This window comes from Candidatus Leptovillus gracilis (genome assembly GCA_016716065.1).
GTDB lineage: Bacteria > Chloroflexota > Anaerolineae > Promineifilales > Promineifilaceae > Leptovillus > Leptovillus gracilis.
Window position 1 is genome coordinate 765,883 of record JADJXA010000003.1, and the last position, 13,885, is coordinate 779,767.

A 13,885-nucleotide genomic window follows, 5' to 3' on the forward strand; every position below is an offset into this window, starting at 1 on the left:
TCGCGCTGGGGAAGGGGATGCTTCGCTGCGCAGACTCCGCTCAGCATGACGAGGCAATCGTCAAACGTCGCTCCGCAATCCGCAATCCGCAATCACCCCTCCCGCCGGGTGGCGTATTTGCGCACCAGTTCTTGTACCCGCTCCTCGTCCCAGGCGACAAATTCGCCGTCCCATTCGCGGGGGGCGAACAGGGCTAACACGGCGATGGTCCCGCCGGGAACTTCCGGCGGCAGCAGTTCGCCGGCGTCGCGCATCTGGGCAAAGCGCTGGTAGGCGCTCTCCGGCATCCCGGTCGCCCCCATTTCGTGGATGACGGCCTGCATGTCGGTGTCAATCACGCCGGGGCGGACAGCGATAGAAGTGACCATCTCTTCCTCGATGGACAATACGCGGTTGAACTGGTTCAGCGCCCCTTTGGCCGTGCAATACGCCCCCCAGCCGGGGATGGCGTAGGTGGCCGCGCCGCTGGAGACGTTGATCACCCGGCCGCGGTGTTGGCGCAGGTAGGGGAGGGCGGCTTGCGTCAACATCACCGGCCCCAGCACATTGGTCAGCAGGTTTTGCCGCCAGGCGGCGATGCTGGCTTCGGCGACCGGGGCGATGGGTTCGATGACGCCAGCGTTGTTGACCAGGGCGTCTATGCGGCCAAAGTGGGCGCTCGTCTTGTCCACCAGGCGGCGGCAGTCGGCTTCCTGGCTGATGTCGCCGGGCACGGCCAGGGCTTTTGCGCCGATTTCGCGGATGGCCTGAGCTTCTTGCTCCAATTTGTCGGCGGAACGGGCGAATAGAACCACGTTGGCGCCTAACTCGGCGGCGTCGCGGGCAATCGCCAGGCCCAAGCCGCGTGACGCGCCGGTGATAATGATGGTTTTTGCGGTCATATGGCTCTCCTTTTGAAGTGTGAATTGTGAATTATGAATTGTGAAGTTGGCCGGCGTTGCCCGTTGACAATTGACCATTGGCTATTGACTATTTTTCTAGGGCGGCCAGCAGGGAGGCGACGTCTTGTTGGATGAGTTGGAGCAGGCGGCGCATTTCCTGACGTTCGGCGGGGGTGGTGGATTGGGCGGAGATGCGGGAAAGGTGGGTACGTATCCAGTGCAGGCGTTGCAGGTGGGTGGGTTTGGTGGTGAGTTGGTTGGGTAGCAGGTTGGGTATTTGGTCTTCGGGCGGTTCGGGCGAGTCCAGGGGTTCGACGGGGCCGAGGGAAGAATCGAATATGGGTTCGATTACGGCCGTTACCGGTGGCAGCGGCATGTGCAGGACGCGGATCGCCTCGTGGACGGAGGCGTCGGGGGCGTCGTGTTTCAGGTAGCGGGCGACCTGTTTGTACTCGGCTTTGTCAACGTCGCCGGCTTCCAGGGCGCGGTAGAGGGCGCGCTGCTGCGACGGTTTAAGGCCCTTGAGGATGCGCGTGTCCTGTTCGCTGATGGTCCCTTCACGCACGGCCGTTTTGATTTCGTCGGGCAGGTCCAGCAGTTGGATGATCTGGCTGGCGCGCTGGCGGCTGAAGCCCAGGCGTTCACTCACTTTGGCCCAGGTAATGGAGCGCGAATGGGGCTTGCTGCTGGTCTGGCCATCGCGGATTTGGGCGTCGAGTTCTTCTTGCAGCAGGTCGCGCAGGCGCACCATGCCATAGGCGCGGTCTACGTCGTTCAGGTCTTCGCGCTGGATATTTTCCACAAGCTGGCGCACGAAGCGGGTCACTTCGTCGTAAGAGCGGCGGCGGACGACGGCCGGGATGGATTCCAGCCCGGCCAGTTGGGCGGCGCGCCAGCGGCGTTCGCCATGCACAATCATGTACTGCCCGGCGCGCACCTGGGTCACTTCGATCGGTTGGATGACGCCATCTTGTTTGATGGATTCGGCCAGCTCTTGCAGGCTGTCGTCGTGGAAGGTGCTGCGCGGCTGGTTGGGGTCGGGGAAGATGGCGTCGCAGCGCAGGGCCAGCAGTTGCAGCCCGGCGGCCTGCTCCACGTCATCTTTGCCGGCGAACAGGGTTTCCATGTCGCCCGTCTGGGCGGGAATAGGGCGGCTGAGGTTGATAGACGGCCGTTTTTTAACCATAGGTCTTGTTGGTCCTTTAGTCGGGTAGTTGGCTGGCGCGACTAGCCGACTATTTCCTTTGCCACTTTGCGATAGGCTTCGGCGCCGCTGCTTTTGGGGTCGTAGGCCAGGATGCTCTGGCCGGCGACGGCGCTCTCGGCGAAGCGCACGGAGCGTTTGATGATGGTGTCGAAGATGCGCATACCGTCGCCGTATTGCTGCTGCACGGCCGTTAAAATATCTTTGGTCAACGTCGTGCGCGTATCGGCCATCGTCAACAGAATGCCCTCAATCGCCAGGTCGCTGTTCAGCTTCTTGCGCCGCACCGTCTCGATGCTGGACAAAATCATCAGCGCGCCACGCGCCGCCAGGTACTCTGTCTGGATGGGAATGACGACGCTGGTTGCGGCCGTGAGGGCGTTGATTACCAGCAGCCCCAGCGACGGATTGCAATCTATGAGGATGAAATCGTAGTTGGCGCGCACACCGACGAGCATCGTCGCCAGCACCCGCTCGCGGCTGAGGGTATTGATGAGCGCCAGCTCGATCAGGCTGAGTTCCGGCTGCGAGGGCAGCAGGTGAAAGCCTTCGTCGGTCTCGTAAATGGCATCGGCGACATTGCTTTCCAGGCCGTCAATTTCCGCCTTAAAGCCGTTGTAAATGGTCGGCGAGATGTGATCCGGATCGAATCCGGCATGTTGGGTCAGGTTACATTGCGGGTCCAGGTCTATGGCCAGCACCCGCTTGCCCTGTTCGGCCAGGGCAGCGGCCAGATTGATGGTGGTGGTCGTCTTGCCCACGCCGCCTTTTTGCATGGCGATGGCGATGATTTCGGTCATTCAGCCTCCTGAGGTGAAGTAGGAAGTATTTGTACAAAGGAACAAAGACACTAAGATACAAAGAAAACGGGGCGGCGTCAACGAAGTGTCAACCGGGGTTGACAGATTACATAATGTTTCTCAAGAAATAATTATGTTTACTTGTTAGGTGAAGGATGGTTTATTAACGGCCGTTAAGCCGATTTCTGTAACATCTTAATGATCAGGGGAGCCTTCAGGAGGTTTGTTGCTGCTGTCATAGTCGTCTTTAGCCCCGTTTACGGGGCGTTGTTTTTTAGCCTGGGGCTTTAGCTCCAGGCACGATGGACAATCGGCGACCGGCGACCGGCGACCGGCGACGACCAGCGCTAAAGCGCCGGTCTACAAAACAACGCCGGGTAAACCCGGCTTTTACCCCTTTGCCTACCGGTGGATCCCGAAATATTTAAGAAGATACGATTTGCAAGATGCACAAATGGGGCGTTCTTGTGTACAATATAACGCAGCGTGTTATAACTGTTTCCGTAAGGCGTCGGGCAATAGCAAAGATTGACGGCCGTCAGGTTGTTTGTCAATCGAAACTCCACTGAAATCAGGAAAGGGGTAGCTGCACATGAAAAATGAAAATGGCAATGAGATCGCAGGGGACGTGTTTGATTATGTGATCATTGGGTCCGGCTTTGGGGGGAGCGTCTCAGCGCTGCGTCTGGCCGAAAAAGGGTACCGTGTGCTGGTGTTAGAGCGTGGCAAACGGTACAATGCCGAAGATTTTCCCAAAACGAATTGGAATGTATTTAAATATTTGTGGCTGCCGGCCGCCCGCTGCTTCGGCATCATGGGTATCAATTTCTTCGACGATATTTGGATCCTGAATGGCAGTGGGGTAGGGGGTGGCAGTCTGGTATATGCCAGCACGCACATCAAACCGCCGAAAGCGTTTTTTGAGGCGGCCGAGTGGCGCGATCTGGCGGATTGGGAAGCGGAGCTGACGCCTTATTACGCCGTGGCCGACCGAATGCTGGGCACGGCCGAAAATCCCAAATTCTGGCCGGCCGACCACCGTCTGCGTGAAATCGCCGAAGAATTGGGGCAGGAAAGCACCTTCAAGCCGACGCCGGTAGGCATTTTCTTTGGCGAGCCGGGCAAAGTGGTTCCCGACCCGTATTTTGATGGCAGCGGGCCGGAGCGGGCTGGCTGCATTCACTGCGGCGGCTGCATGGTGGGCTGCCAGCACAACGCCAAAAACACCCTGGACAAAAATTACCTTTATCTGGCGGAACGGTGGGGGGCGGAAGTGCGCCCGGAAGCCAATGTGTTGGATGTACGGCCGTTATACGGCCCACAATCCGACCAGGCTCGCTACGAAGTCCGTTACGAAAAAGTTACCGACTGGGCGCGCAAACGGCAGCAGACGGTACGCGCCCAAAACGTCATCATCGCCGCCGGGGTGTTGGGCACGGTTAATTTGCTGCTGAAATGCCGCGATGAGAATCGTTCCCTGCCGCTGTTGTCGCAGCGGTTGGGCCAGATGGTACGCAGCAACAGCGAAGCGCTGATGGGCGTGACCGCCCGCGAGGGGGACGTGGATTATTCTCAGGGCGTCGCCATCAGCTCCCATTTTTGGATTGATGACGTGACCAGTGTGGAGCCGGTGCGCTATGCGCCGGGGCAGTCGTTTATGCGCAATCTCACCTGGCCGCTGGTGCAGTTTGAGGGCGGCTTTGGGCCGCGCGTTTTCCGGTCGTTTGTGAATGGGCTGCGACGGCCGTCTGATTTTCTCACGGTGCGCGTCTGGCCGGACTGGGCGCGGCGCAACACCATCTTTCTGATCATGCAGACCGTGGAAAACCGCATGGCCTTTAAGCGCGGCCGCAGCACTTGGACGCTGTTCAGCAAAAATCTGGTCAGCGAACGGGACCATTCTCTGCCGATTCCGCCGGTAGTGGAAGCGGGCAGCGGTGTGGTAGACCGTTTTGCCGAGAAGGTGAACGGCGTCGCCTGGGCGGGCATGAACGACCTGCTGGACATCCCCAATACGGCCCACATCCTGGGCGGCTGTGGTATTGGCGACGATGAAAGCAAGGGTGTCATTGACAAAAATCACCAGGTCTTCAATTACCCTGGCCTGTACGTGGCCGATGGTTCGGTGATTCCGGCCAACCTGGGGGTGAACCCCAGCCTGACCATCACCGCCATGACGGAACGGGCCATGAGCAAGATTCCGGCCAAAGCAGCGGCGGCGCAACCGGCCCCGTTGGCCGCGCCGGCCGGGGCAGCGGAGAATGGTGGAGGAAACGGCCGTTCCCGCCTCAGAGCCAGCCTGCCTTTCATGTTGTTACTGGCCATCCCACTGGCCGTTCTATTTTTGTTAAAAGCCTGGAACAGGCAGGGAGACAAATAAGCCATGGCAGAACCGCGCATCATCCCATTTGTTAATCCGGCAACCGGCGAGCAGTTTGGTCAGGTTGCTATGTCCACGAGTGACGAGATCGCCCTGGCGCACAAAGAGATGCGCCAGGCGTTTCAGGTGTGGCGGCGCAAACCGCTGGCTGAGCGGATTCGCATTTTGCGCCAATTCCAGGCCGAAATCATAGATTCGATGGATGAAATCAGTTCGGTCATCAATCAGGACACTGGCAAAAGCCGCCAGGATGGCTGGGTTGAAGTAAACATGTCCGTAGACCGGCTGCATCAATATTACAAACTTGGCCCCAAGTGGTTAGAGCGGCGGCGTGTGCCGCCCGGCTTGTACCTGTTTAAGCAGTATTACACCGAACCCCATCCCTTTGGCGTGGTGGCGGTGATTGGCCCCTGGAACTATCCTTTTGACCTGTGTGTGCCGCCGATGTGTTCCGCTTTGCTGGCGGGCAACACCGTCTTGCTGAAGCCATCCGAGGTGACGCCGGCTGTCGGCGTGATGATCGAAAAGTTGATTCAGCGCGTGCCAGAATTGGCCCCCTTTGTGCGCGTGCTGCACGGCGATGGCTCCGTTGGGGCGCAAATCGTCGCCGCGCGGCCCGACCTGATCTTCCTCACCGGTTCGACGGCGACGGGGCATATCATTGCCCAGGCGGCGGCCAAAACATTAACGCCGTTTATTTATGAATTGGGCGGCAAGGACCCCATGGTTGTTTTTGCCAGCGCCGACATTCAGGCGGCGGCCAAATGGGGCACCTGGGGGGCGTTGTACAACACCGGCCAGACGTGCATGGGCATTGAGCGGATGTATGTGCAGGCGGCGGCTTATGATGAATTTGTGACGGCCGTTCTCGCCGAAGCGCGCCAGGTGAAAATTGGCTATACCCACGACACCGACAACCACTTCAACATGGGGCCGCTGACCTTTGAGCGGCAGGTCAACATCGTCACTGCTCAACTGGATGATGCGCTGGCGAAGGGTGCGCGCATCCTGACCGGCGGCAAGTTGGACGGCCTGTTTATGGAGCCGACGATTCTGGTGGACGTGGACCACAGCATGAAGGTGATGCGCGAAGAAACCTTTGGTCCCATCATGCCCATCATGAAATTTAACGATGAGTCGGAGGCGATCTGGCTGGCGAATGATTGTGATTACGGCCTGAGCGCGGCCGTGTGGAGCGGTGATATGCGCCAGGCCAAGCGCGTGGCCCACCGGTTAGATGTTGGCTCGGTGGTCATTAATGACGCCATTGTCCATTATCCAGTCTCGCTGCTGCCGTTTGGCGGGGTGAAGTTGTCGGGCAACGCCCGCACGCATGGCAAGGAAGAGGTGATGCAGTTCACGCAGATGCGTTCTTATGCCATTGGCGGCACGCCGAACCCGCTGGACCTGACGACGATTTTCCGCGCGCCGGGGCATTATCGCCTGGGCAAGGCCATTACGCGCCTTGCTTTTGGCGTGACGCCGCGCCAGCGGCTGGAACCTATCACCGAATTGTTTGACGGTATTGGGCTGGATGGCAAAGTGGGCCAGGGGGTGAAAGTGGCCGGGATGGCGGCGGTGGCTACGGCCGTTCTTTTTGGTCTGCTTCGTTTTCGCAAATAAAGCATAGTTGGTTGGTTTGCCAACCAACTATGCAAAACAAAGAATCCCAGGCATGAATGTTATTTACATGCCTGGGACTCTTTCCCCGAGAGTGCGGTAGCAGATTGGCCCGACCCGTTCAGACGGCCGATTGTAACGCACGGCCGTCTGTCCAGAGATGGTTCATACTCATTAGTCGTTCAGCTTCTGCGCAAAGATCAGCCGAGTTTAAAGCGATCAACCTGAGGGTTGGTAAAAGCCCAATCACAAGGCACATCGGCCAGGTTGCAGGCGACGTTGGCCGAGCATTTGCGGGCGATAACGCGGTAAGGTTCGGTGTCTGGCAGCATGTCGGTGGCGTAGACGCGCTGTTCCATAATGCTGGCTTCTTGTCCAATAAATTCGCACCACTTTTTATCAACAACAATCCATTTGGTTGTGGTCATTTTGCCTCCGATTTTGTCGGCTGCCGTTGGGCGAGGATGATAAGGCGTTGGCGACGGACCGACGTGGTTTTACCAGGATGTATAGAGGATACTCGCTGCCGCCGATGTGTGGCAGTGCCTATTGTCACGTGATGCGGGGATGATGATCACTTTGTGTATGTGACGGGTACGGCCGTCTCCCCCGCCGTAGGATGACGTTTGCCCGTTAAAACAGGTGACAATTGGCATTGGAAACGGCCTGTCTCTGTGCCACAATTCGGAAGCCTGCCGGTACGTTATCGGTCGGCAGTAAACCAATGCACGAATTACCGATTGCCGAAAACATTCTAAACATTGCCGTTGAACACGCCGAACGAGTCGGCGCGAAGCGCGTCACCACCTTGCACCTGGTCATCGGCCAGTTGTCGTCTATTGTGGATGATTCGATTCAGTTTTATTGGGACATCATCAGCAGAGATACGCTGTGCGCTGGGGCCACGCTGCGCTTTGAGCGCATTCCGGCGACGCTGCTGTGCCTGGACTGCGGCCATTCTTACACCCTCAACCGGGAGTTAATCGCCTGCCCCCAGTGTGACAGCATCCGCCTAAAAGTGACGGCCGGGGAGGAGTTTCGGCTGGAAAGCATTGAGGTGGAGACGGAAGAAGTGTGAATTGTGAAGTACCGTTTTCCAAAATCCGAAATCCAAAATCCGAAATAAGGAGACAGCATGGCGACAACCGTACCCGTTATACAAGAAATCATGAGCGCCAATGATAGTTTGGCGGCGCAGAACCGGGCGAAATTGGATGAGGCCGGGGTGGTGGGCATGAATATCATGGCCTCGCCGGGCGCCGGCAAGACCAGCACCATCCTGCGGACGATTGAAGCCCTGGCCGCCGATACCAGGCTTGGCGTGGTGGAAGGGGATACGGCCAACGTGACCATTGACGCCGACAAGGTAACGGCCGCCGGGATGCCGGCCGTGCAAATTAACACCGGCGGTGACTGTCACCTGGACGCGGTGATGCTGAGTGGCGCGCTGGCGCAGATGCCCCTGGCGGAGATTCAACTGCTGATTGTCGAAAACGTGGGCAACCTGATTTGCCCGGCGTCGTTCATGCTGGGCACGCATTTTAATGTGGTCATCGCCAGTGTGCCGGAGGGGGATGACAAGCCGTATAAATACCCCAATATTTATCGGGGGATTGACGCACTGATTTTAAATAAGATGGATTTGCTGCCTTACGTGGATTTTGACCTGGCTTATTTCCGCCGGGGGATCGAAATGCTCAATCCCAACGCCGCCTTTTTCCCGATTTCTTGTAAAACGGGGGAGGGGGTTGCTGAATGGGTGGCATGGTTGAAAGCGCGGATGCAGCAGGAAAGGGCTTGATTGATACGTCATGTGCCATGTGTCATGTTGATGGGCGACGCATGAGGTTTTGTCTTTTACTTTTTGCGCACGAACATGGCGTCTACGGCCGTTACCCTCACCGGTAAGCGCATCGTAAATGTAGACCCCTTGCCTGGCGCGCTGACCAGATCGATCCTGCCGCCCATGGACGTACACAAATGTTGGTTAATCGCCAGACCCAGACCAACGCCATCATACCCCCGCGTAAACGATTGATCTACCTGATCAAACGCCCGAAAAACCTTCTCGTATTGGTCAGGCGCAATACCAATGCCGGTGTCGGCCACCTGGAATAGGACCCACTCTTGTCCGTCGGTTTGCTCACGGGTGACGCTGAGGGTGATAAATCCATTTTGGGTGAATTTGGCGGCATTGCTGAGCAAATTTTCCAGGGCGCGGCGCACTTTGTCCTGGTCGGCAAACATGCTGCCGACGTCTGGGGGCAGCAAGATGAGCAGGTCGTTGTTGTGGGCGTCAACGGCCGTCTGGCAGTTTTTCACCGCGCGATTCACCGTTTCGGCAATATCAAACGTCTCCAGCAAAAACGTCAGCCGGCCGGTCTCGATTTCGGTAATCTCTAGCACATCGTTGACAATGCCGCGCAACTGCTGCGCCGCTTGTTTGACTTTGTTAGCCGCCAGCAGGGTCGCGCTCTGACCATCGCTGGCCGCATCCTGGCTGATGATGTCGGCGTAGCCGATGATCACCGAAAGCGGCGTCCGCAGCTCATGACCCATGTTCGCCAGGAAAATGGTTTTGGCGCGGGTAGCCTTTTCGGCCGCCTCTTTGGCCTGCTGCAATTCTATCTGCTCAAGTTTTTTGGCGGAGATGTCGCGGGCAATGCCTAAAATGGCGATGGGTTTGCCGTCGTGCAGCATGAAATGTGCGTTTAACTCCAGAACGATAGGCCGCCCATCTTTGGTCTGAAAAACGAATTCGTAATGGTTGATGCCCCCCTGACCCAACTGCTTCTCCAGGATGTCTTCGTCCACGCCATGGGTGAAGGCCACAAAATGCTTGCCCAACACCTCAGATGGCGCATAGCCGATGGCTGTTTCGATGATCCGGTTTACATAAAGAACTGTACCATCGCGGTTGAGGATATACACAATGTCGCTGGCATACTCAAACAGGTTCTCAAACAACTCTTTTTGTTGGCGCAGATTAACGGCCGTTAGCGTCTGTTGGTCCGCTTCAGGCTGCCGATGGGCGGGTTGGGTAGGCGAGAAGGGTACGGCCGTTTCTATTGGACGAGAGGGTCGAATCACCACGCGCCATAGAAGATAACCTGAACCTATCCCGGCCAGAACAGCTAAAACGGCGCTCTGCCAGGTGAACAAAGCGCCATTTACCAGGGCGTTTAACAGCAGCAGCCCCAGCAAAAACAAAACAACTACCAGGCAGACGCTCAGGAAATTTAGTTGACGCATGATAGGTAATCATCTTAGCATAGTTGCCAGGGGCTGTCACTCTGTCAATGATGCCTATTTTGCGGCGGCCAGGATGTCTGTGGTGAAGGCGTTTTGCACGGAAACGGCCGTTAACGCCTCAAACTCCAGCAGCATATCCGCCAGCGCCTGCCACTGTTCGGCCGTCTGCCAACCCAACCCAAATTTGTCTGTAATGGCGCTGTGCGCGTCGGCCAGCTCTGTGTCTAGCATGAAGCGCATATGGGCGGCGTCCGTCTCTGGTCCGGCGTAGCGCAGCACAATTGCCACCGCCTCCTCCCGATTGGCCTCCGCATAAGCAATGCCTTTCATCGCCGCCCGTAAAAAGCGGGTCAACATCTCTGGATTCTCCTGCAATATCTGCTCGCTGGTCACATAAGCCAGCCCCAGCGTCGGCACGCCAAAGTCACCTGCGTCCCACAACGTCAGGTCATAGCCCCAACTGCGGATCAGATACGGCTCGTTCGATTTGAACACCGGATACACATCCACCTGCCCCTCCGTCAGGACACGCGGGTCGAAGCCGACATTGACCAGGGAGACCTGCGCCGGATCCGCCCTGGCCGCCTGGAGTAGGGCGAATAGGTCGGGCGGCGGTGTGCCTTTGTAGCCGACGATACGCCCCTGCCAATCGTGGGGCGTGGTCAGGCCGGAATTGGCCAGGGCGGCGAATGCCTGCTGCCCGCGCTGCCCAATCAGAGCGATGGAGACCAGCGGTAGGCCGGGATCGGCACGGCGTTGCAGCAAAACGGCCGCGTCCTGCGTCGTCACCTGCACTTCTCCGGCGGTGAGAAGCTGCAAATGCTGCCCCCCGCCGCCCGCGTGTTCGATCTTGACCGTCAACCCCTCCTCGGCGAAGAAGCCCTTTTCCTGGGCCACGTAGACGCCGACGAAGGGCAGATTAGCCTGGGGGCGGAAGCCGGCCATGAAGGTCATCGTCTCTAGCGTGTCGGCCGAATTTGGCCGGCAACCAATCAGCGCCAACAGAGACGCCATCAGCAAAACCAGTTGTCTTGTGTGTCGCATACATTCTCCACTTGATGAGTGATTTTTATTACAAAGAAACAAAGAGACAAAGAAGAGCCTTTCCCCCTTTGTCCCTTTGTATAAATTCTTCCGTTCTTAAAAATGATTGGCCGATTGCCAGAACACCACGCGCCGCTCCAGCCACACAATCAGCCCATAGAGGCTCACCCCGGCGATGGAGAGGATGAAGATGGCGGCGAACATGTAGGGCAGGTTGAGATTGGTATAGGCCAGCCACATCGTCCGCCCCAGTCCACCGGACGCCCCGGTCCACTCGGCGACGACGGCCGCTATCAGCGAGAGCGGCGCGGCGATGCGCAGGGCGGTGAACAGGTAGGGCAGGGCGGACGGGGCGCGGACATGGCGGAAAATTTGTCCCCGGCTGCTGTGCCAGGTTTGGAACAGGTCGAGCATGGCCGGGTCGGCCCGCTGCAACCCGGCCAGGACGTTGACCAGCACCGGGAAGAAGGTGAGCAGGGCGGTGATGATCACCTTGGGGGCCATGCCAAAGCCGAGCCAGATGGTGAGCAGCGGGGCGATGGCGACCAGTGGGGTGGATTTGGCCAGGATGGCCAGGGTCATCACGCCGCGCTCCAGCCGGGGCCACAGGCTGAGCAGCACGGCCAGCCCACCGCCCGCCACTGTGCCTAAAATCAGGCCGAGGAGCGCTTCGCTGAGAGTAACGGCCGTTGCCTCCCCATACAGCCACCCATTCTGCCACAACGTCTGCACCACCCGGCTTGGCGCGGGCAAAATGTAAACGGGGATGTCGCGCAGATGAACGGCCGTTTCCCACAGCAGCAGCGCCCCACCCACAATCAATACAGCCAGCCAGTTACTTCCGCGAGTATTGCTCATATAGTTGGGAGTTGGGAGTTGGGAGTTGATAGTGTTCAGTGTTCAGTCGGCGTTGCCTCTGGCAAATGTGTACTGAAAACTGAAAACTGAAAACTGAAAACTGAATACAGCCACTAGCCACCAGCCACCGCCCTCCGAATTTCCGCCACCGCCGCTAAAAATTCCGGCGCGGCGTCGCTGCGGGGGCGGGGGAGGGGGATTGTGATGTCGGCCAGGAAGGTCGCCGGGCGCGGCGACATCACCAAGACGCGGTCGGCCAGGCGCACCGCCTCATAGATATGGTGCGTCACCCAGACCACCGTCGGTCGCTGCCGCCGCCACAGGCCGAGCAGTTCGCCCGTCAGCCGTTCGCGGGTCAGTTCGTCCAGGGCGGCGAATGGCTCATCCATCAGCCAGACGGCCGCTCCCTGGGCCAATACCCGTGCCAGGGCCAATCGCTGCTGCATCCCGCCGGAGAGGGTGAAGGGATAAGCCCCGGCGAAGTCGCCAATGCCTACCAGGTCCAGCAGTTCGTCCGGCGTCTGGCCGTTGGCCTGGTTGATCTGCTGTACCAGGGCGACGTTGTCGCGGCAGGTGTACCAGGGCAGCAGCGCCGGGTTTTGGGCCATCCAAGCGATACGTTTTTGGGCAACGGCCGTTGCCGGGCTGCCGCCAGCCACAGTTATGCTACCGGCCGTCGGTTCCAATAAATGGGCCAATAGACGCAGCAAGGTAGATTTGCCACAGCCGCTGGGTCCCACCACAGCCACAAATTCGCCAGAAGCGATGGTCAGGTTGATGGCGTGCAGCACCGGCAGCGCTTTGCTGCCAGCCACAAATTGGTGGGACAGATCGTGGAGGGTGATGTTCATGGCTGCGGGCGGCTGAGGCGTCCCTGCTGGCTGATATTCATAACAGTGGATTATAGCTTGCAACCGGTATCTCGTACACGTATTAGGCAAGCGCTTGAAGCGATTTCCACAGGCATGTTATGATATGCGCATTGTATCAACAGGTGCAACGAACGCTTTGGAAACAGTCAATCATGAATTCACCGATTGAACTCCGCCTTTTACTCTCTGCGCCGGAAATGGACGCCGAGAAGCGCGATAACCTGGCCCGTCAACTGGCACGCGACCTGAATGATTGGGGCCTAGACAGTGTAAAACCCATCGCCTATGCAGGACCGCTGCCAGAGGGCGCTAAGGGCAATTCGGCTATGTTGCAGGCGTTGGGATTAACGGCCGTGCCGTCGCGTCTGCCATCCCTGGTTAACTTTTTGCACGCCTGGGCGCTGCGCGGGCAAGACCTGCAGCTGACCATCAAAACCCCCGGTGGCCTGGAAGTGACTTTTACGCCCGACAAAAGATTGTCGCCAGATGAACTAGTCGCGTTGGTGCAAAAATTGCAATCTGGCGATGAAACCACCAATGCCGCGCTGCCACCAACGATGCCATATGATTATGACAGGGTGAAATTGCGGCATCTGGTGGCCGCCTATTTTGATGAAAGCGAATTGCAAACGCTCTGTTTTGACTTACGCCTGGATTATGAAGAACTGCCGGGCAAAAACAAATCGGACAAAGTGGTCCAACTGCTGCTGCGCCTGGAGCGACGCGACCAGATTCCGACCCTCTTACAACACATTCAGGCGCAGCGACCCACTGCTCCCTGGCATGAGGTTGCCGCCGATTAGGCGCTAACAGCGCCACTAGCGACAATTCATTGTCATTCTGACGAGTCTTCGAGGAAGAATCCCCTTACGGCTGACGCAAGGGATTCTTCACTCCGCAGACTCCGCTCAGAATGACGCCTTGTTTTGCCAGCGTTGTCTGGCAAAAGATGCAGCTTCTTTTTGGGCATAGAC

Annotated in this window: 13 protein-coding genes; 5 read left to right on the top strand and 8 right to left on the bottom strand. The window is 58.1% G+C overall.

Annotation, left to right across the window (positions count from 1 at the left end):
• Positions 1–92: 92 nt before the first annotated feature.
• From IPM39_12190 to IPM39_12200, 3 genes are all read right to left on the bottom strand, one after another.
• Positions 93–881: an SDR family NAD(P)-dependent oxidoreductase gene (locus IPM39_12190; protein MBK8986813.1), complete on the bottom strand. Its 789-nt coding sequence runs from the start codon at positions 879–881 to the stop codon at positions 93–95.
• An 88-nt stretch (positions 882–969) separates the two neighbouring features.
• Positions 970–2,067 carry a ParB/RepB/Spo0J family partition protein gene (locus IPM39_12195; GenBank protein ID MBK8986814.1) on the bottom strand — a complete coding sequence of 366 codons (1,098 nt, stop codon included), beginning with the start codon at positions 2,065–2,067 and terminating at the stop codon, positions 970–972.
• Positions 2,068–2,108: 41 nt separating this feature from the next.
• Positions 2,109–2,885 carry a ParA family protein gene (locus IPM39_12200; GenBank protein ID MBK8986815.1) on the bottom strand — a complete coding sequence of 259 codons (777 nt, stop codon included), beginning with the start codon at positions 2,883–2,885 and terminating at the stop codon, positions 2,109–2,111.
• A gap of 592 nt (positions 2,886–3,477) precedes the next feature.
• On the opposite strand from IPM39_12200, the gene IPM39_12205 reads away from it, so the two are divergent.
• A complete protein-coding gene (locus tag IPM39_12205) occupies positions 3,478–5,265 on the top strand; it encodes a GMC family oxidoreductase (protein MBK8986816.1) in 1,788 nt (595 codons plus the stop codon).
• A gap of 3 nt (positions 5,266–5,268) precedes the next feature.
• On the top strand, positions 5,269–6,888 hold the full coding sequence (locus IPM39_12210; GenBank protein ID MBK8986817.1) for an aldehyde dehydrogenase family protein: 1,620 nt from the start codon (positions 5,269–5,271) through the stop codon (positions 6,886–6,888).
• A 197-nt stretch (positions 6,889–7,085) separates the two neighbouring features.
• On the opposite strand, the gene IPM39_12215 is transcribed toward IPM39_12210, so the two are convergent.
• Complete coding sequence (locus tag IPM39_12215) at positions 7,086–7,313, bottom strand: hypothetical protein (GenBank protein ID MBK8986818.1); 228 nt, start codon at positions 7,311–7,313, stop codon at positions 7,086–7,088.
• A gap of 296 nt (positions 7,314–7,609) precedes the next feature.
• Between IPM39_12215 and hypA the strand changes: the two genes are divergently transcribed.
• Both hypA and hypB read left to right on the top strand, forming a co-directional pair.
• Positions 7,610–7,963, top strand: coding sequence for a hydrogenase maturation nickel metallochaperone HypA (gene hypA, locus IPM39_12220; protein MBK8986819.1), 354 nt, complete (start codon positions 7,610–7,612; stop codon positions 7,961–7,963).
• 57 nt (positions 7,964–8,020) lie between these two features.
• Positions 8,021–8,686, top strand: a complete 666-nt coding sequence (gene hypB / locus IPM39_12225; protein MBK8986820.1) for a hydrogenase nickel incorporation protein HypB — start codon at positions 8,021–8,023, stop codon at positions 8,684–8,686.
• Between the two features lie 56 nt (positions 8,687–8,742).
• On the opposite strand, the gene IPM39_12230 is transcribed toward hypB, so the two are convergent.
• The 4 genes from IPM39_12230 to IPM39_12245 form a co-directional block, all read right to left on the bottom strand.
• A complete protein-coding gene (locus IPM39_12230) occupies positions 8,743–10,137 on the bottom strand; it encodes a PAS domain S-box protein (protein ID MBK8986821.1) in 1,395 nt (464 codons plus the stop codon).
• A gap of 54 nt (positions 10,138–10,191) precedes the next feature.
• Complete coding sequence (locus IPM39_12235; protein ID MBK8986822.1) at positions 10,192–11,181, bottom strand: ABC transporter substrate-binding protein; 990 nt, start codon at positions 11,179–11,181, stop codon at positions 10,192–10,194.
• Between the two features lie 96 nt (positions 11,182–11,277).
• Positions 11,278–12,039, bottom strand: a complete 762-nt coding sequence (locus IPM39_12240; GenBank protein ID MBK8986823.1) for an ABC transporter permease — start codon at positions 12,037–12,039, stop codon at positions 11,278–11,280.
• Positions 12,040–12,152: 113 nt separating this feature from the next.
• Positions 12,153–12,953, bottom strand: coding sequence for an ABC transporter ATP-binding protein (locus IPM39_12245; GenBank protein MBK8986824.1), 801 nt, complete (start codon positions 12,951–12,953; stop codon positions 12,153–12,155).
• Between the two features lie 110 nt (positions 12,954–13,063).
• Here IPM39_12245 and IPM39_12250 point away from each other — a divergent pair, with 110 nt between their 5' ends.
• Positions 13,064–13,714, top strand: a complete 651-nt coding sequence (locus IPM39_12250; GenBank protein ID MBK8986825.1) for a hypothetical protein — start codon at positions 13,064–13,066, stop codon at positions 13,712–13,714.
• Positions 13,715–13,885 lie beyond the last annotated feature (171 nt).

What these genes read in the sequence shown, in the direction of transcription:
- IPM39_12190 (MBK8986813.1), bottom strand. Translation starts at nt 881, where the DNA reads ATGACCGCAAAAACCATCATTATCACCGGCGCGTCACGCGGCTTGGGC.
- IPM39_12195 (MBK8986814.1), bottom strand. Translation starts at nt 2,067, where the DNA reads ATGGTTAAAAAACGGCCGTCTATCAACCTCAGCCGCCCTATTCCCGCC.
- IPM39_12200 (MBK8986815.1), bottom strand. Translation starts at nt 2,885, where the DNA reads ATGACCGAAATCATCGCCATCGCCATGCAAAAAGGCGGCGTGGGCAAG.
- IPM39_12205 (MBK8986816.1), top strand. Translation starts at nt 3,478, where the DNA reads ATGAAAAATGAAAATGGCAATGAGATCGCAGGGGACGTGTTTGATTAT.
- IPM39_12210 (MBK8986817.1), top strand. Translation starts at nt 5,269, where the DNA reads ATGGCAGAACCGCGCATCATCCCATTTGTTAATCCGGCAACCGGCGAG.
- IPM39_12215 (MBK8986818.1), bottom strand. Translation starts at nt 7,313, where the DNA reads ATGACCACAACCAAATGGATTGTTGTTGATAAAAAGTGGTGCGAATTT.
- hypA (MBK8986819.1), top strand. Translation starts at nt 7,610, where the DNA reads ATGCACGAATTACCGATTGCCGAAAACATTCTAAACATTGCCGTTGAA.
- hypB (MBK8986820.1), top strand. Translation starts at nt 8,021, where the DNA reads ATGGCGACAACCGTACCCGTTATACAAGAAATCATGAGCGCCAATGAT.
- IPM39_12230 (MBK8986821.1), bottom strand. Translation starts at nt 10,137, where the DNA reads ATGCGTCAACTAAATTTCCTGAGCGTCTGCCTGGTAGTTGTTTTGTTT.
- IPM39_12235 (MBK8986822.1), bottom strand. Translation starts at nt 11,181, where the DNA reads ATGCGACACACAAGACAACTGGTTTTGCTGATGGCGTCTCTGTTGGCG.
- IPM39_12240 (MBK8986823.1), bottom strand. Translation starts at nt 12,039, where the DNA reads ATGAGCAATACTCGCGGAAGTAACTGGCTGGCTGTATTGATTGTGGGT.
- IPM39_12250 (MBK8986825.1), top strand. Translation starts at nt 13,064, where the DNA reads ATGAATTCACCGATTGAACTCCGCCTTTTACTCTCTGCGCCGGAAATG.